This is a genomic window from Urbifossiella limnaea (assembly GCF_007747215.1).
GTDB classification, from domain to species: Bacteria; Planctomycetota; Planctomycetia; order Gemmatales; family Gemmataceae; genus Urbifossiella; species Urbifossiella limnaea.
In genome coordinates, this window is the sequence record NZ_CP036273.1 from 4,610,012 (window position 1) to 4,628,169 (window position 18,158).

Annotated in this window: 8 protein-coding genes and 1 pseudogene; 6 read left to right on the forward strand and 3 right to left on the reverse strand. The window is 72.8% G+C overall.

Annotated elements, in window-relative coordinates:
- Positions 1-31: 31 nt before the first annotated feature.
- Positions 32-1,333 carry a DNA ligase gene (locus ETAA1_RS18920; protein ID WP_145241187.1) on the reverse strand — a complete coding sequence of 434 codons (1,302 nt, stop codon included), beginning with the start codon at positions 1,331-1,333 and terminating at the stop codon, positions 32-34.
- Positions 1,334-1,853: 520 nt separating this feature from the next.
- On the opposite strand from ETAA1_RS18920, the gene ETAA1_RS18925 reads away from it, so the two are divergent.
- From ETAA1_RS18925 to ETAA1_RS32140, 5 genes are read left to right on the forward strand one after another with little or no spacing between them, the layout of a single operon-like run.
- Positions 1,854-5,120, forward strand: a complete 3,267-nt coding sequence (locus tag ETAA1_RS18925; protein WP_145241189.1) for a BRCT domain-containing protein — start codon at positions 1,854-1,856, stop codon at positions 5,118-5,120.
- Positions 5,117-11,620 (forward strand): HEAT repeat domain-containing protein, encoded by a 6,504-nt coding sequence (locus ETAA1_RS18930; RefSeq protein WP_145241191.1) that lies wholly within the window; start codon positions 5,117-5,119, stop codon positions 11,618-11,620. The genes ETAA1_RS18925 and ETAA1_RS18930 overlap by 4 nt, the downstream gene beginning before the upstream one ends.
- The gene (locus tag ETAA1_RS18935) at positions 11,617-13,464 is read left to right on the forward strand and encodes an SWIM zinc finger family protein (RefSeq protein ID WP_145241193.1); all 1,848 of its coding nucleotides are present in this window, start codon (positions 11,617-11,619) and stop codon (positions 13,462-13,464) included. The genes ETAA1_RS18930 and ETAA1_RS18935 overlap by 4 nt, the downstream gene beginning before the upstream one ends.
- A 36-nt stretch (positions 13,465-13,500) precedes the next feature.
- A complete protein-coding gene (locus ETAA1_RS18940) occupies positions 13,501-14,787 on the forward strand; it encodes a reverse transcriptase family protein (protein WP_145241195.1) in 1,287 nt (428 codons plus the stop codon).
- Positions 14,788-14,843: 56 nt separating this feature from the next.
- Entirely contained in the window at positions 14,844-14,987 is a 144-nt protein-coding gene (locus tag ETAA1_RS32140; protein WP_202920242.1) for a hypothetical protein, read from the forward strand.
- Between the two features lie 156 nt (positions 14,988-15,143).
- Here ETAA1_RS32140 and tnpC read toward each other — a convergent pair.
- Positions 15,144-16,121 (reverse strand): annotated as a pseudogene (tnpC, locus tag ETAA1_RS32955) (IS66 family transposase).
- On the opposite strand from tnpC, the gene ETAA1_RS18955 reads away from it, so the two are divergent.
- On the forward strand, positions 16,056-16,544 hold the full coding sequence (locus ETAA1_RS18955) for a hypothetical protein (protein ID WP_238389253.1): 489 nt from the start codon (positions 16,056-16,058) through the stop codon (positions 16,542-16,544). The pseudogene tnpC and the gene ETAA1_RS18955 sit on opposite strands and share 66 nt — an antisense overlap.
- Before the next feature lie 270 nt (positions 16,545-16,814).
- On the opposite strand, the gene ETAA1_RS18960 is transcribed toward ETAA1_RS18955, so the two are convergent.
- Complete coding sequence (locus ETAA1_RS18960; protein WP_145244711.1) at positions 16,815-17,816, reverse strand: IS701 family transposase; 1,002 nt, start codon at positions 17,814-17,816, stop codon at positions 16,815-16,817.
- Positions 17,817-18,158: the final 342 nt, after the last annotated feature.

The following is an 18,158-nucleotide window of genomic DNA, read 5'->3' on the forward strand; positions in this document are numbered from 1 at the left end:
TGTGGACGCCGGGTGTGGGTCGCCAGGGGCCTCAACCACCCGGTCGTTCCGCGTACCCCTTGCCCACCTTCTCCGCGATCAATCCGTCGGCTGCGGCCGCGGCCTTCTCGGGCGTTGGGAACGTCTTCGACTTCTGCTGCCCGGCGCTGCCGATTTTCCCCCACCGCGTCGTCACGTCCGCCCCGTCGGTCCACACCTCCCAGAACTTCGCCGCGCCGGCTTCGGTGAACTCGAACAACCGCCTCGCCGCTCCAGGGGAAGACGCCACGACCGGCGGGGCCGGTAACGGGTCGGGGTCCGCGGGCGGCGGTGAGGCGGCGGGAACCCCGCCGTCAGCCCGGAGCCCGACGTAGCTCGGGAACCGCGGGACGCCCCCGTCCGACAGCTCCTGGTAGCGGAACGTGATCGTGGACCCGACCGGCGGGGGGCTCTGCCGCTCCCGGTCCGTGAACCCGGTCCCGACGCTGAAGACCTTGCCGCTGGCCAGCCGCACCGTCAGCGCCCCGAGCCGGCCGGCGTGCCGCCCCTTCCCGGGCTCGTGCCCGACCACGACCGCCTCGTCGTCCCGGAAGCTCTTCACCTTCACCAGCGTGCCCGACCGCCCGGCCTCGTACCGCGACCCCGGCTCGCGGAGCATCAGCCCCTCGCCGCCGAGCCCCTCGACCCGTGCCAGCTCGGCCCGCAGGTGGTCGACGCCGCGGCACAGCTCGTGGGGGTGGAGGGCCGCGAACCCCGCCTTCCATTTGGCGAGGCCGTCCCGGAGGTACGCGACCCGCTCCTCGAACGCCCCGCCCGCGGCCGGGGCGTCGAACACCAGGAACTGCACCTCCTTCCAGGTGTCCGGCTTGTCCTGCCGGCGGACGATGCCGACCGTCCGCTGGAACGCCTTCCGGGCGACCCACAGTTCGCCGTCGAGCGGCACGTCCGGGAGCCCCTCGACGAACCAGTTCGGGGCGTGGTAGAGGTTCCCCTGGCGGGAGACGAACTGCGTGCCGTCCCAGTACGCGCGGACCCCGTCGAGCTTCTCGCTCATCCACCACCCGGCGGGGTCGCGGGCGTTGTCCCACGTCTCGGCGAGTAGGACCGGCGGGCCGGCGGCGTCGCCGTCGGCCGCGGCCGGCTTCTGCGGCCGCGCCGCGCCGACGCGGGCCTCCTCGGCGACGTCCCCGCGGAGCTTGCGGAGGTGCTTGCACGTCCGCCGCTCGATCGGCGTGGACTGGTTCCGCCACGCCGGGCAGGTGCAGGAGTAGACCCCGCCGACGTTCCGGAGCTGATACGGCTTCGCCCCGGACCCCTTCACCTCGAACGTCTCGCCGTCGGCCAGGTCGGGCATGGTTGGGCCTCCGAGGAGGGATGGACGGGTGGGATGGAGTGGTGTGGAGAGTATCCCGCGAGCTGCCGCCACGCAATCGGCGTAGCGGGGGGGCCGTGGCAGTGGCACTGGGCTCCGTTCGCCTGCTCCCGCTCGTGCGAATCCCGGCCCGAGTCGTTTTTCTCACTCCGTTGCTTGCACCCCGCGGTCGCCACGGGTAAAACTCGTCTCACGTCGGTCGGAGGTCATCGGTTTAGCTCGGCTGCTCTGCAGCGGGGTGATGTTGCGTCACCCGAGCACTTGGTCCGCCATGCGTCCCGAGGAAGGCTGTTCCAGACCCGCTATCGGACCGGACGGTGCCGGTGCCGGGCAGGCCTGGTTCAACCCCGCCGTTCGTGGTTCCTGCCCGGCACCGGCACCGTCCGGTCCGGCGGGTCCGTGAGCCTTCCACGTTCCAGGTCAGGTAGTAGACCGCCCCGACCGACGGCCCGTGCGCGGCAACCCACCGCGCACGGGCGTTCTTCTCGACACCGGGGGTCTCGTGGCCGTCGCCCTCACCCTCGCCGACGTCCGCCGCGCGTGGGACGCCCGCGACCCCGAACTGCCGCGGCTCGTCGCCCGCCTCGCGGCCCAGCCCGACCCCCTGCCCGCCCAGCCACTCCGCGACGGGGCGGTCACCTTCGACACGTTCCGCACCCTCGGCCGCGACTACCAGTTCCGCCGCCGGCCGAGGGAGGAGCAGGCGCACCAGCGCGTCGAGTTGCTGAAGGCGCTCGAAGCCCCCGGCGCCGAGGTGCCGCTGCCCGACCGCCTCCGGCTGTACACCGTCGTCCTCGACCTGTGGGCCGCCGACGACCCGTTCGCCCGGTCGTGCCTGTTCGAGGTGATCGAGACGGTGCCGCTCGCCTACGGCCCGTGGCGCGCCCTGAAGCGCGTCTTCAAGGAGGCCGAGGCGAAGCCCGACACCGCGGTGTACGGCGCCCTCGCCGCCCGGTTCGACGCCGAGGCGGCGCAGCACCGGCCCGGCCGCGAGGTGAGCGGCGCGACGCTCGCGTACCTGGCCCGGCGGGCGTGGCGGTTCCTCCGCCGCACCGGCGTGCAACTCCCCGCCACCTACCCCGACACCGCGGTGGACCTGCTCACCCGCTACCCGGCCGACACCAACTGGCGGAACACCTGGGTCGCCAACCACATTTTCTTCCACGACTCGAAGAAGTACGGCCGGTCGCGCTTCACCTTCGGCTACCGCGAGTACCCGTCGCCGGACCGGATCAAGGACCGGGCGTTCGGCGACCTGTGGAAGCGCAGCCCGCGGCCGCTGTTCACGCTGCTGGAGCGGGCGAAGGCCGACGCCGTCCGCGCGTTCGCCGCCGCCGGCCTGAAGGCCGACTTCCGCGCCGCGCTGCGCGACGTGGAGCCCGTGTGGGTGGTGCGCCTCGTCGGCGTGCGGAGCGCGGCGATCGACGAGTTCGTGGTGTGGCTCCTCCAGAACGTGCCGACGTTCGAGCAGGCCGGGTTCCGCGCCAACGGCCTCCACGCCGCGGTGCTGCGGCTCCTCGACTCGCCGAGCAACGCCGCCCGCGTCTACGCCGCCGACTACGCCCGCACCCACGCCCGCGACCTGACCGTGCCCGACCTCGTGCGGCTGGCCAACAACAGCCACGACCCAGTGCGGAAGCTGGCCCGCGACCTCCTCGGCGAGCGCGACCCGCGCAAGGACGTCGGCCTCGCGGCGTGGGGCGAGCTGCTCGACACCGAACACGGCCACGCCTACGCCGCGGAGGTGATCCCGAAGGCGTTCGGCGCCGCCGAGCTGACGCCCGCGTGGTTCGCCGATCGCCTCCTGACGCCGAGCGAGAAGGCGTTCCAGTTCGTGTGGAAGCTGCTGCCGAAGTTCCACGCGCCGCCCGCGCTCGGGCCCGCGTTCTACTTCGGCGTGCTCAAGCGATTCGTCCGGGACGACACCGACTCCCGCCGCCGTCTCCACCTGATCGCGCAGGAACTGACCCGCTTTGACCTCGACACGCTCGACCGCGACTCCCTCCGCTGGCTGCTGCTCGCGCCTGCCGGGTGGTTGGTCGTGGGGGCCTGGATCGACGGGGGGAAACTCAAGCCGGCGACACTTGGCATCGACTTTTGGAAGGCGCTCGCGTTCCACCCCGACTACGAGGCCGATCCGTGGCTCGCGGCGCTGCGGGCGTCCGGCCCGGAGTGGGCGGCGGAGCTGACCTTCCAGGAGGTAACATCCGGCGTTGTGCTGAACTGGATGCGCGACGTGCGCAAGTTCCCGCCGCTCGACCTCGGGTTCGACTGGCTCATGAAGCTGGTGGCCCGCAGCGAGCCGATCTACCACGACTTCGCCGTCGATACGCTGATCCGCGCATTCGCGCCGGCCGATTTCGCGCCACAGCAGGCCGCCCCGACCGCTGCGGCCCCCACGACCGTCGACCTGCAGAAGGCCTCCTTCCTGTTCACCGGCAAGCTGGCGTCGATGACGCGCGACGAGGCCGAGGCGAAGGTGAAGGGGGCGAACGGGACGGTCGCCGGGTCGGTGACGAAGAACCTGCACTACCTGGTCATCGGCGACGAGGGCTCGCCGCTGTACGGCCAGGGGAAGAAGGGGTCGAAGCAGGTCAAGGCGGAGCAGCTGAACGCGGCCGGCACGAACATCGGCATAATCTCGGAGACGCGGTTCCTGCAGATGCTCGTCGGGCAGCAGGTGGCGGCCACGGCCGACGCCACGCTCGCCGGCTGCGAGCGGTTGTGGGAACTGGCCGTCGCCCCCGGCCCCGCCGACGCGCCGGTCGGCAAGTTCGCCCGGCTGTACGTCCGCCGCCACCACCCGGTGATCGGCCAGCAGCTGACGGACCGCCCGGTCGATCCCGGCACGGAGGTACCGCTGGCGTTCCTGACGTGGGAGCGCGTGTCGCCTCTGTTCGCCGAGACGCGCCGCTCGCTCAGGGAGTTCGCACTCGACCTGGCCCGCTGGGAGTTCGCCCGCTGGAACCCCGACGTGGACGCGCTGGTGTGGATGAGCGAGTTGCCCTTCGCCGACGTGCGCCGGTTCGTGGCCCAGGCGCTGCTCGCCGCCGAAGCCACGGAGACGCGCGCGTTCCGCCTCGACCCGGCGAAGCTGGAGCCGGCCGCGGCGTACCGCTTCTGCGAGGCCGCCGACCCGGAGACGCGGGCGCTCGGCATGGAACTCATCAACCGCGTGCCGCGGTTCCGCGTGCCCGAGGAATTGTTCCGCCTGACCGAGAGCCCCGACCGCAAGGTGCGGGCGTTCGTCATCCGGGCGCTGTGGGCGGCGTACCGCGACCGCGGCGTGACGGCCGAGTGGAAGCCGCCGACCGCCCCAACGCCCGAGGTCGGCGCGAAGGCGAAGAAGGCCGCCGCGGAGCTGGCCGCGACCCGCGGCGACGGCGTGCCGGCCCGGCCGCCGCAGTGGCCCGCCGAACGGCCGACGCTCGCGCAATTCCTGCGCCGCGTGCTGTTCGAGGTGCCGCCGGGGCCGCCCGAGAAGACGGCGCAGGACGCGAGCGACGACGGCGACACCGCGGTGTCAGCGAAGAAGAAGCCGGAGGCGAGCGTGGTCGCAAACCGGCCGCTGCCGGCGCGGCGGGCGAAGCTCGACCTGATCGAGGTGATGCGCGACCTGGCGACCGAGGACCGCGCGTTCGCCGCCGGGGTGCTGCCGCTGCTGGACGAGTTCCTGCACTCGCGCGGGGCGAGCGAGCGGGCGGCGTGCCTCGTCGCCGTCACCCGCGTCCGCCACCGCCACCCCGAGCTGAAGGCGGTCGCGCCATGACGCCGGAGATGCAGGACCTGATCCGCCGGCGCATCGAGCAGATGCGCGCCATGCTCGCCAACCTGCCGGCGGAGCAGCGGGCGGTGGTGGAGGCGCAGATCGAGTCGCTGGGGGCGAAGTTCGGCAGCGCCGCGTCGGAGACGGCGGCAGTGCTGTTCGGGAAGCCGAGTGGCGGCACCGGCGAGAAGCACCTGACGTACCGCGGGCACTTCCGCGCCGCGGCCGGCGCCGGCGGGGCGCTTGTGTTCGTCACCGAGCACCCCGAGGGGCAGCCGACCGCGCTGTTCCGCCTCGACGCCGACGCGCTGAACCTGACCGAGCAGCCGCTGCCGTGCGGCGGCGTCGCGCTCGCGGTCGACGGCGATCACGTCTACGTCGCCGGCACCGACCGCCGCGTCTACGTCGCCGCCGGCGCGACGCCGAAGCCGCTCGCTGGGCCGTTCGACGCGCCGCTCGCCGCGCTCGTCGTCGCGGCCGGCGACCGCCTCGCGGTGCTGAGCGGCGCGAACCTCCACCTCGTGTCGCGGGCCGACGGTAAGGTTCTCCAGACGCTCGACCTCCCGGACCGCGGGACGTGCCTCGCCGCCGACCGCTCCGGGCAGTGGCTCGCCGCCGGCACCGAGAAGGGCACCGTGGTCGTGTTCGACGGCCAGGACCGCGCCGACTTCGAGCGCTCGGACGCCGAGCGGCTCCACGACGGCGCCGTCACGGCGTTGTTGTTCGAGCCGGACGATCTCCGCTTCTTCTCGGCCGGCGCCGACCACAAGCTCCTCAGCACGCACGCCCGCGGCCGCCTCGAACCCGAGGACAAGGGACGCGACAACAACCACGAAGACATCGTCACCGCGATGCTCCTCACGCCGACCGGCGACCGCCTGATCACAGGCGCGCGCGATGCGGCGCTGAAGACGTGGCCGCGCGCCGGCGCCGTCAAGCCGGCCGCGCTCAAGGACGGCGTCGGGAAGGTCGTCGCGCTCGCGGTCGTGACGGTCTACAACCAGCCGCGCCTGGCCGTGGCCTGCGACGACGACACCATGCGCTTCGTCGAGCTCGACGCCGACGGCCGGTTCGGCGCCGCCGTCGGCCGGGTGTACGGGGCGGTCGATCGGGCGAAGCACGAGGCCGGGCAGCACGACCCGAAGCGGCGCGAGAAGGCGCTGCGCGACGCCGCGGCGTGGGCCGACGTCGCCGGCCTCGACCTCATCGCCGCCCGCCTCGACGCCGACGTCGACCACCAGCTGCGGCTGCTGGCCGCGCAACTCCTCGCCGCGTCGCCGAACCCGCGGGCCGTGGCGCTGCTCGAAGCCGCGGTGCGCCACAAGGACGAGAAGGTCCGCGTCGAGGCGTTCCGCGGGTTGCAGACGCACCTCGGGGCCGACACCCTCAAGCCGATCGACCTGGCGCTGACGGCCGGCAAGCCGGACGTGGGCGTGCTGGCGGTGGCGGCACTCGGGCCGCTGGCGGCGCGCGACGACCAGGCGCTCGCCCGCCTCACCGACGCGCTCGACCACGCCGCCTGGGACGTGCGGAAGGCGGCGCTCGCAGCCCTCGAAGCCGTCTTCCCCGCGCCGTCGCCGGAAGCCGGGCTGGCGGCGCTCGGGTCGAAGCACGGCGACGTACGCGCCGCGGCGCTGGTGCGGTTCTTCGAGCGCGGCCAGCTCGCCGACCCGCGTGCGACCGCCGCCGTCCGCCGCCGCCTGGAGGACGACGATTCCGGCGTCCGCCGCGTCGCCTTCCTCGTCACCGTGCTCGCGCGGCCGACCCTGGCGCGGGCGCTGCGCGCGGCCGACGACGAGCTCCACCGCCAGCTGGCCGAGCTCGACAAGGCCGAGAAGCCGGCTGCGGCCGCCGCCGCGCTCGACGCGGCCGACTACGACGTGCCGCTCCAGGCGACGGCGGCGCGGGCGGTGGACACCTGCCTCCGCGGGGCGCGGGCGCTGGCGACGCTCGGCGACGCGCGGGCGTTCGGCCTCCTGATCCAGCTCAGCCGCGAGGAGAGCGCCGCGGCGCGGGTGGACGTGTGCCGGGCGCTCGCCACGCTCAACGACCCGCGGGCCGCGGCGCGGCTCCGGTCGCTTCTCTTCGACCCGGACACGTCGGTCCGCGACGCCGCGTACACGGCGCTGGCACGGATCGAGGCGGCGGCGCCGCTGGCCGTCGCCGAGTCGGGGCTGACGGCCGCGGCCGAGGACGTGCGCCGCCGCGGGCTGCAAACGCTGGTCGAGGTGGTGCGCCGCGACCCGCCGGGCGGCCCGCCCGACGCGGCAACGTCACCCGCGTGGGCGCTGCTGGCGCGGGCGCTCGACGACGACGCGCCGGCGGTGCGGACGGAGGCGTGGAAGGCGGTGCTGAAGTTCGGCGCCGGCGAGGCCGGGCTCCGCTTCGCCCGCGGCTCGGCGAACGCCGACGTGCGCCGCGAGGTGCTGACCGAGGCCGCGGCCGCGCCGGACGAGCCGTGGGCGCCGGCGTTCGTCCTCGACTTCTTCAACGACCCGGACCCGGCGCTGCGGGCCGAGGCGTTCGCGCATGCGACGCGGAAGACGAAGGAGTTGACGCCACTGTCGGCGGCGCTGGCGTCGCGGTTCGCCGACACGCGCCGCGCCGGGATCGACGCGCTGGAGAAGAAGCACTCGAAGCCGGCGCAAGCGTTGCTCGTGTGGGCGCTGGCGGACACCGACCGTGACAACCGGGTACGAGCCCTCAACATCCTGATCGACGAGGACGCGCGAGACTCGATCGCCGAGGCGCTGTCGGCCGTACATGACGACATTCGGGCCAATGCTGCGGCCGCACTCGCCCGACAGGGTCACCCGGCCGCCCTCGCCCCGCTGCTGGCGCTGGCCGGCGAGCCAGAGCCCGCAGTGTCGGAGCGCGTGGGGAGGTGGAAGGAAGTGGTCGAAGCCGCACTCGGCGGGTTGGAGGAACTGGCCGACCCGGCCGCGCTCCCGGTCATCCGCCCACTCCTGGAGAGCAATCACCCGACGATCCGCGCAGCGGCGGCCGTGGCCCTCGCGGCAGCGACCCGGCCCGGTACCGCCGACGTACTCCGCGCCGCGATGTCTCACCCCGACACGGTCGTGCGCCACGCGGCTACGCTCGGGCTGGCGCGGCTCGGAGACGCGTCAGTCGTCGGTCGCCTGCTCGCGTCCGATCTGCCCCCCGGGCCGGTGCTGCGCGCCGCGGTCGCGCTCGGGACGTCCGGCGAACGTGTCGTGGCGGTGATGCTCGACCACGCGAACGCGACGACACGCACGTCGGCGCTTCTCGTCGAGATGCTGTCAGAGCTCCGCGGCCAGTCGGGCGACGCGCGCCGCTGCCTGGAGTGTCTCTCGGCGAAGGCGCCGCGGACGCGGCTCGCCGGGGCGCGAGGCTTGGAACTGTACCCCGACCCGGCGGCTTTCCGCTCATTCGTCGTGGAACTGGTAAACGACCGCGGCGACGAGGAGGCGTGGAAGATCCCGGCCGAGACGGTGGAAACTCTGGCCGCCGTCCTGGTCGGTGGGTCACCAGCACTCCGCGCCCGCGCGGTCGGTCAGTTCCAGTGGCTCGACCACAAAGAACAGGTGGGATGGAATTACCAGTGGGAGGTGTTCGCCAAACGCTTCGCTGCCGACATCGCCGCCGCGGAAGTCACCGCGCCGCCGCGGACCGCGTCGCGGCTGAGTGCGGCCGAGGCGAAGGAGCTGGCGTTCGGCGCGTACATCGGGCTCGTCCGCGAGCAGGGGAGCGCGACGGCGACGCCGGCGGTGGCGCGGGTGCGGCAGACGGCGCTGGCGCGGGTGCTCGCGGTCGCCGCCGCCGACGCCGCGTACCGCCCGGCCGCGTTCCCGGTGCTGATGCAGGCGCTCGCCGATCCGAACCAGCCGGTCCGCTTCCAGGCGTTCGACCAGCTACTGGCGCTCGGCTTCGCCCGCACCCGCCTCGGCGCCGAGGCGCTGGAGGCCGGCCACACCGACCTCGGCGTGAAGGGGCTCGAACTCCTCTCCGGAGGCACCTCGACCGCCGACGGCGACGCGGTACTGGAGCGCGTGCTGCTTACCCGCACCGACGACCTGGCGGCCGAGGCGGCGAAGCTGCTCGCGGCCCGGCGCGGGCTGGTGCCGGTGGCCGCGGCCGCGCTCGCCGCCGCGCACGACCCGCTGCGCCGGCAGGCGGTGCAGTGGCTCGCCGGCGAGTACGACCAGGCGGCGGACGCGCGGCAGGCGCTTCGGGCGGCACTCAGGTCGCGCTACCGGTCGGTGCGCGAGGCGGCGGCGTTCGAGCTGGCGGCGAAGCGCGACGCGGCGGCGTTCGACGCGCTCGTCGCCCTCCTCCGCGACGCCGGCCTCCCCGGCCAGCAGACGCGGCTGATCGAGGCGATCCAGCAGTTGAACGACCCGCGCGCCGCGGCCGCGTTCCTATACCGGATCGAGACCGACCCCGCCGGCACGGCGCCGGTCTTCGTGCTGTTCACGGCCGCCGGCGCGGCGCGGCGGCCCGAAGTCGCCGACCGCCTGTTCGACCTCGCGGCCCGCCGGAAGGAGTGGCGAACCGCGGCGTTCGACGCGCTGCTCGTCACCAGCGGGTTCGACCAGCTGATCGACGACCCGAGCGACGAGCGGCCGGACCGCACGTGGGAGGAAAAGCAGCACCCGCGCCACCCGGCGCTGCTGGCGCGGCTGCTCGACCGGGCCGTCGCCGCGGGGGCGGACGTGTTCGTGGCGAAGCTCCTCCATGCGGCGCGCTGGTGCCGCGGGCCGGAAGTCGATGAGCCGCTCGCACTGCTGACCGCGAACCCCGACCCGGAGCTGCGGCGCACGGCCGTCGAGGCGCTGGGCTGGCGGTTCAAGCACCGCGGCGCCCCGGCCGAGGCATTACTTCGGGCGTTGAAGCACAAGGACGCGACGACGCAGTTCCTCGCCGCCGAAGGGCTCGCCCGCGGCGGCCGCGCCGACGGCATCAGCATCCTCCTCTCGGCGATCGAGTACCTCGACGACGTGGGGGAGCGGGCTCGCGCCGTACTCGCGCTCGGCGAGCTCGGCGACGCACGCGCTCTCGACGTGCTCCTCCGCCTCGCCGGCGAGGACGGCCACGCGCTCCAGGAGCCGGCGGCGGAGGCGATAGGCCACCTGCGCCGCTCGCCCGACGCGGAGAAGATCGGCCGCCTCCTCGAACGGCTGGCGAAGGGGAGCGGCGGCGTGGCGTTGCGGGCGCTCGTCGGCCTGCGTTGGTTCGACTCGGCGAGCGGCTGGCAGCTGATCCGCCGGCGCGCGACCGACCGGCAGAACCTCATGGTCCGGCTCGGCGCCGTCCCGCAGCTCGGCTTCAAGGACGAGCCGGCGAACCGCGACCTCCTCCTGAAGCTGCTGCGAACCGGTCACGAACTCGACGTGTTGCAAGCGGCCTTCCGCGCCGCCCGCCGCCTGTTCGGCGCCGGCTCGCTGGAGCCGCACTACGCCCTCGTCCAGCACGAGGCGGCGGCGGACGCGCTCGCCGACGCCGACGCGTTCGGCGAGGACGTGATGGGGGCCGTGACCGAGCGCGGCGACGTGCTCCGCCTCCTCGACATCTTCCCGCGGTGCGGCCCGGAGGTTCAGGCGTCGCTGGAGGCCAGCCTCCTCTCGCGCGCCGCAATCCCGACGGCGGACGCGCGGGCGGCGCTGGCGAGTACGAACGAAGGCACCGTCCGCCTCGCCGCGCGGCTGCTCGGAAACGCCGGGGCGCCCGACGCCGCGACGACCGCGGCGCTCGCCGCCGCGCTGACGAAGTGGACGGCGACGTGGGACGAGCGGCGGACGAAGCCGCCCGCCGGCCCGGTGACGATGTACCCGCCCTACACCACCGTCCGCCCCGACGCGACCGACGAGTCCGTCGCCGCGGCGATGGCACCGACCGCCGACGCGCTCCGCGCGCTGGTGTGGGCCGCGTGCCGGCTCGGTGCGACGGATCGCGTCGCCGAACTCGCCGTGTCGCGGCCCGACGATCCGCTGTTCCGCCCGGTCCGGCACGACGCCGTGCGGGCGCTCGCGGCGGCCGCGGCGAACGAGGCGGTGCTCGCCGCGATGGACGCGCTCGCCCGCGGCAACGACCCGGTCGTGCGCGAGAGCGCCGCCGCGGTGCTGACGCGCCACGACCCCGCCCGCGCCGCGGCGCTACTGCAACCGCTTGCGTCCGACCGGCCGAGCTTCACGCGGCTGGTCGCGGGGCGCGGGCTGCCCGCCGCGGCGGCCTTCGTGCGCGGAGCCGTCGCGCAGGTCCACACGCTTGCGGTGGCGCTGCCGGCGGTGGTCGCGGCGAAGGACGTGGCGGCGCTCGCGGCGGTGGCGAAGGACCGCAAGAAGCCGGAGGCGGCGCGGCTCGGGGCGATCGAGGGGCTGGGCGTCATGGCGGCGCCGCCCGCCGAGGCGGTGCTGGCCGAGATGGGGGCGGCCGACGGCGACGACGAGGACGTGCGGAAGGCGGCGTGGCGGGCGCTGCGGCGGTCGAAGCGGGCGCGGCACGCCGCGGAGGCGACGGCATGAACACCACCACCGAAGCGCCGGCCGACGCCGCCGCCACGCCGGCCCACCTCGCCTACGCCGGCGCCAGCCGCGTCGCCACCGCCGGCAACGCCGCCGACGTGGAGCTGTACGGCAACCTCGGCCGCCCGCCGGTCCGCTTCGCCGCGCACGTCAAGGACCCGCTCCGCTTCCGCGAGGCGCTGTCGGCGCTGTACGCCGTCGTCGGGTCCGACTACCGCTACGTCCCGAAGGACCGCACCGCGTACCTCGCCTACCTGCGGCTGAAGCGCGACACCGCCGGGCAGAGCGTGTGGAAGGCGCAGCAGGCGTACTTCGCGTGGCTCCTCCGCAACGACCCGCTCGCCTACTGCATCCTCGACCCCGTCGTCACCGTCCACCCCGACCAGGTGATGTTCGAGGTGTTCGGCAAGGACGAGAGCACCTACGCCTGCCTCGCGTTCGACCGGACGGCGTTCGACAACGAGGCCGCCGAGCCGGCGTGCGGGACGACAAACATCGACTTCAGCGCGGCGCTGTACGACGGCGTGCAGCGCGTCCGCGGGTACAAGACAACGCGCCTGACGATCGGCGCCGAGGGCGTGGCCGTCGCCGCGGGCGAGCGCGAGGTGATCGAGAAGCAGATCCGCGTGCCGGACTCGTGGCTCCGCGGCTTCCTCCAGGTGCAGTCGGCGGCGACCCTGCCGTACGACCACTGCCGCCTCGCCCCGGTGGACGTGTACAACCTTCTCCGCTCGCTCCGCATGAACGCCGACCAAAAGGGGAAGCGGCGCGGGCTGCGGTTCGAGCTCGTCCCGGCCGAGCCGCCGCGGCTGATCGTCGAGCCGCGCGAGACGGTGTTGCCGGCGACCGGCGACGTGTTCCGCGGCAAGGCGGCGCGGGTGGTCCGCGTGTGGGGCCGCCGCCGGCTCATGACCATCCGCCGGCTTATGCCGTTCGTCGAGGGCGTGGACGTGTATCTGCTCGGCAGCGGCCTGCCGAGCTTCTGGGTGTTCCGCGCCGGTGCGATCACGCTGACCCTCGGCCTCACCGGGTTCACCGGGTCGAACTGGTCGCAGGCGCTCGGCTTCGACCTGCTCCTGCCGCGCAAGACGCAGACGCCGGAGGCGCTGACGAAGGTGGTCGGCGCCCTCGCCGACGGGGTGTGGGCGGCGGACGCGAAGGCGATCGCGGCGCGGACCGGGGTGAAGGGCTCGGCGCTACTCGAAACGCTCCAACTCGGCTGCCAGCAGGGGCAACTGATGTTCGACATCGCGACCGGCAAGTACCGCCTCCGCCCGCTCGCCGCCGGCCCGCTCGACCTCGCCCGCCTCCAGTTCCGCAACGCGCGCGAGAAGGTGGCGTTCGACCTGATGACCCGGCGCGGCGCGGTGCGGGTCGTCTCCGAGAACCGCGTCGCCGGCCAGGGGCTGGAACTGACCGGCGAGGTGTCGGTGGCCGAGGACAAGCGAGACTACCGCCCGCAGATGCTCCTCGCCGACGAGGGGCAGGTGAAGCGGGCGGTGTGCACGTGCGCCGCGTTCCGCAAGCAGGGGCTGAAGGGCGGGCCGTGCGTCCACTTGATCGCTCTGCGGTTGGCCCACGCCGACCGCGAGGCGAAGCGGGCCGCGACCGACGACGCGGTGACGTTCGAGACGCGGGCGTTCACCCGCCGCGCCGGCGGGGCGGAGACGGTGGTGCAGGTGTCGCTGGAGCGTCGCCGGCTCCGCCTTCGCTGGGGCGAGGCGGGGAAGCCGATGCGGGTGCAGGCGCTGCGGTTCAACGACGAGGCCGCGGCCCGCGGGGCGTACCTCGCACGGGTGTCGGAGTTGCAGGCGAAGGGCTACCTGGACGCCGTGGCGGAGTGAGGTCGGGTTCCACCGAGGCGCTTTTCGGACTTGTACATGACCACGCCGCGCACCGACCCGCTCACCCTCTGGCGGCAGATCGACCAGGCCGGCGGCGTCCGCGCCTTCGTCGACGCGCAGCTGCGCGAGCGCGGGTTCCTCGTCGAGCGGCGCGACGCGGACAAGATGTCCGACCGCGAGAAGGACCAGTACAAGACGGCGCTCAAGCAGGAGGCCGCCGAGCGCAAGACGCTGGCCCGCGAGGCGTGGAAGGCGTACCAGGCGGCCCACATCGTCCACCTCGGCGACGGCATCTACTGGTCGGACGACGCCACGCCCGACAAGTGGGACACGCCGAACAGCGAGGAGCGCGCCGCCGAGAACGAACTGCCGCCGCTCGACTCGCCGGCGCAGCTGGCCGAAGCGCTCGGGGTCACCGTCGCGCAGCTCCGCGGCCTAACGTACCACCGCGACGCGGCCACGTCGCTCCACTACTGCCGGTTCGCCATCCCGAAGCGCGACGGCTCCGAGCGGCCCATCTGGGCGCCGCTACCGCGGCTCAAGGCGGCTCAGGCGTGGGTGCTGCACAACGTCGTCGAGCGGCTGCCGGTCCACGGCGCGGCGCACGGGTTCCTCGCCGGCCGCTCGACGCTCACGAACGCGGCCGTCCACACGAACGCGAACCTCGTCCTGAAGATGGACGTGAAGGAGTTCTTCCCGACGGTGACGTGGCGGCGGGTGAAGGGCGTGTTCCGCCGCGCCGGCTACCGCGAGCGCGTCGCCACGCTGCTGGCGCTGCTCTGCACCGAGTCGCCGCGCGAGGTCGTTCAACTCGACGGCACGACGTACTACGTGAGCCTCGGACCGCGCTGCCTGCCGCAGGGCGCGCCGACCAGCCCGGCGCTGACGAACGCCCTGTGCCTGCGGCTCGACCGCCGGCTCACGGGGCTGGCGGCGAAGCTCGGCTGGCGATACACCCGCTACGCCGACGACCTGACGTTCAGCCTGCCCGCGGCGCACGTCGGCCCGCCGCGACTCGGGGCGATGATCGGCTGCGTGACGCGAGTCGTCGAGACGGAAGGCTTTCGGATCCACCCGGAGAAGACGCGCGTGGCGCGGCCCGGTGGGCGGCAGGCGGTGACCGGGCTGGTGGTGAACGGCGACGCCGCCCCGCGCGCCCCGCGGGCGCTGCGGCGACAACTGCGGGCGGCACTGCACAACCGCAAGGTCGGGAAGCCACGGCCGGACGGCGATACGGAGGCGCAGCTGCACGGGCTGGCCGCCTACATCTATATGACCGACCCAGTACTCGGCCGGAAGTTGTTGGCCGAAATCGACGGTTGATCATGTCACGCGACACCAGAGATAAAAGCGATCGCCACGCCCTCACCGCGGAAGGCATGGTCCTATGCAACCCGCGGGACCGGGAAGCGGCCCACCGGGCCGAGATGGAGGACATCGCCACCGACGACCCGGCGGCGGTGACGTGCCTGAAGTGCCGAGACCTCCTCCACAAGCTCTCGCGTGAGTCGCGTGGACGGTGATCGATGCCCTTCGACAGGCCGAGCGGCGAACCTCGGTGCGGGGTAAACCCCCGGCCAAAAACGGCCGGTGAGCGACTGGGGTGGTACGACATCATCCCGGCATTGGCAATCCATATCACTCTCGCCTCCGGCGTTCGGCGGACGACACGATCCCCTTCATCGGCACCACTTCGGGTCCTTGCAGTTGCTCCCAGCCGAGAACTCACGCGGAGCCGGTTCCTTACCCCAGATCTTCTTCCCGGCCCTCTTCGGGTGTAGTCGGAAGTACTCGTTCCTCTCCCGGAAGTGCGGATCGATCGCCCGCTCGGCCGCGTCGATCGACTCGTAGTCGCTGAGGTGGATGACTGCCTTGGCCAGCCGGGGCGTTCTCTCGCTCAGATTATTGTCCAGCGACAGTCGCCCGTCCTCGGTGTACCGGACGAACGCCTCCCAATGATTGGTCAGGCATCGGATCGCGACCGCGACGGCCGACTTGGGCAGTGCCGTTCCGAGCATCGCGTCGAGCCGCGCCTTCAGGTCGTTCAGGATCGGGACCGCTTGCGCTCGCCGCGCCGCGTGACGGGTCGAGATGTGCTCCGGGGTGTCGGGCGGCGGGAGTTGGTGCTCGACGTGGCACAGCCGGTGGATGAACTCCACCACGGGTGTTCCCGGTTCCCCGGCGTCGAGCCACTTCCGGCGGGCGTGAGCCCAACAGGCGATGGGCTTTGCCCCGACGGCGAACAGGCCGTTGTACTACGACAGGCAATCCGCGTGCACGTAGCCCCGGAAGCCGCGGAGGAACTGCTCCGGGCCGGCCGCGGCGTCGTACCCGGTGGTGAAGTGAACCGCCGTGTACGGGGCCGTCGCGTCCCCGATCGCCACCCAGAAGTGGCCATGCGGCATCACCCGGTCGCCGGACTTCGCGAACCGCGAGCGGGTGTCGTCGGACCAGATCACCGGGCACGCACACACCCGGTCGAGCATCAACTGGTACAGCGGCCTCAGCAGGGTCGCGGACCGCGTCACCCAGTCGCCCAGGGTGCTGGCCGCCACCCGGACGCCGGCCCGACCGATCCGGTCGGCTTGGCGGTGCAGCGGCAGGTCGTCGAGGAATTTCCCGACGAGCACCTCGGCCAACAGCCCCGGCCCGCACAGCCGCCGGTCGAGGGGAAGAACGCTGCCCGGGTGCCTGACGGCCGCGACCTACCGCCGGAAGATGTCGAGTGGCCGCAACGGAACCGCATCGAGTTGAACGCGATGACGACGCCGGTTTTCCTCGACTGGCTCGAAGGCAAGTTCGCCGGCACGCGGAAGGTCCCGCCGGGTGCCCAAGTAGTCACCGCCGAGCTCGAGCAGAAGGTGCGGGACGAACTCATCCGGTGGCTGACGGAGGAGGCCGTGAGGGCTGCCAGGGTGCAGGATCACGTTGCGGCGACGATTGCCGCCCGCCAAGCCGAACTCGTCGTCGCCGCGGAGTCGATCGCGGCCACCCTGCCAGATCTCCTCGATACCCTTGAAAACCGTACCCGGTCGTGGAAAGCTGCTGTCTGGGACAGCACTTCCGGTCTACTCGTGTGACCGGCCGCCGTTGCCGACCAGAACCGCTTCGGATCTGCGATCACGCCAGCCGGCCGGGGAGCTCACCTAATCAGGGCATTTTCGCCCGGCAGTTGCTCCGCCGATGGTACCGACCGCTACAGGGAATGCGAAGAGAACCGGAGACTTTCGGAGGCACTGGGGAAAAACGAGAATGCCCAAGGACGGGAGCGAATTGGAGCCTTCTGGAGTCGCTGGAGAAGGACCCGTCCGGTGCTCGCAAGCAATAACTCGTTGAGAAATGGATACGCCTTACGCAGTTATCGGGTCTGGCAGACGGTAGAGCGGGTGTTCGAGGTACGCGCGGACGGCGTCCCGGATGACGGCCCACTTGGCGGCGAACCAACTCACCCCGGTGGTGAACCGATGGTACTCCAGCCGGACGAACGCGCGGATCGCACAACCGATGTGGTTCCGCTGCCCGCGCGCCGCCCGGACCTGGCACCGCTCGACCCCGGTGTACTGCTTCAGCCCCCGGTGGTACTCCTCGATCCCCCACGACAACTCGCCGAACACGAGCCGCATCGGCTCGTCCATCCCGAGGTCGTTGGTGGCCCAGTGCGTCGTGTCGCCGTCTGGGGCGACCACCCGAAACACCCGCACCTCCCCGTACCCCGGCACCCACACCACCGTCCCCGACCCGGCGATCGGCTGGCGGTCCAACGCCATCGTCTCCCCGTGGTCGATTCGCACCTTCCGGTTCCCCTTGAACCGGGTCACGAACACCCACCCGAAGTCCCGGACCCGCTTGAGGTTCTCGACGCTCGCATACCACCCGTCGAACAGCACCGCCCGGGGGCGGAGGCCCCGGTCCCGGGCCGCCACCAGCAGGTCCGCGAAGTGGTCGTTCTTGGTCTTCCCGTCCCCGTCCTTGTGGTACACCCGGTAGTCGCACGGGTACACCCGATCCCCGTCCGACCACAGGGCGGTGATCAGGTTGATCCCCCGGACCACGGCGTGGTGGTTCCCGGACCAGTGGTGGGCGACCAGCCCGATGTGCTTGGCCCGCGGCTTGTCCAGGGTCGAGTCGTCGATGACCAGCACCCCGGTCCCCCGCCCGATCAGCGGCCGGACCTCGGCCCACAGGGCCTCGGGGTCGGGCTCGAGGCGGTGGAGGAGTCGGGTGAACGAGTCGTGGGCCGGTGCCGCCGGGCGATCCGGCTGGACCCGGGCGGCCTCGGTGGCCGAGACCACGACCGGCGAGGCGATGAGAAACTGGATGTAGTCCTCGGCGGTCGAGCGGGCGGCGTTCATCCCGCCGAACCTAACCGCCGGAACGGGGTTGCGCAAGATCAACCTCGGTCAACTGCGTAAGGCGTAATGGACTCGCGTAGGGTCCAGCGACCGGCCAGTGCCGAACGGGTGCTTTCACGTAGAGGCACTCGCCGGCACTCCCGCTTTAAACTGGGAATGAACGGAATAATGTCCGGTTTCGGCTGCCGGTCACGTTACTCTCCGGTGTACACCCGCGCGCAGACCCCGCTCCGAGATCGCCGCATGACGATCGTCAACTGCCCAAAGTGCTCCGCTAACCTCCGCATTCCCCCGGGCACCCGAGCCGCCTGCCCCCGCTGTCGAGCCGTGATACCGGCACAA

Bases quoted from the DNA above. Each gene is read 5' to 3' on its own strand.
- ETAA1_RS18920 (WP_145241187.1), bottom strand. From the start codon at position 1,333: ATGCCCGACCTGGCCGACGGCGAGACGTTCGAGGTGAAGGGGTCCGGG.
- ETAA1_RS18930 (WP_145241191.1), top strand. From the start codon at position 5,117: ATGACGCCGGAGATGCAGGACCTGATCCGCCGGCGCATCGAGCAGATG.
- ETAA1_RS18935 (WP_145241193.1), top strand. From the start codon at position 11,617: ATGAACACCACCACCGAAGCGCCGGCCGACGCCGCCGCCACGCCGGCC.
- ETAA1_RS18940 (WP_145241195.1), top strand. From the start codon at position 13,501: ATGACCACGCCGCGCACCGACCCGCTCACCCTCTGGCGGCAGATCGAC.
- ETAA1_RS32140 (WP_202920242.1), top strand. From the start codon at position 14,844: ATGGTCCTATGCAACCCGCGGGACCGGGAAGCGGCCCACCGGGCCGAG.
- ETAA1_RS18960 (WP_145244711.1), bottom strand. From the start codon at position 17,816: ATGAACGCCGCCCGCTCGACCGCCGAGGACTACATCCAGTTTCTCATC.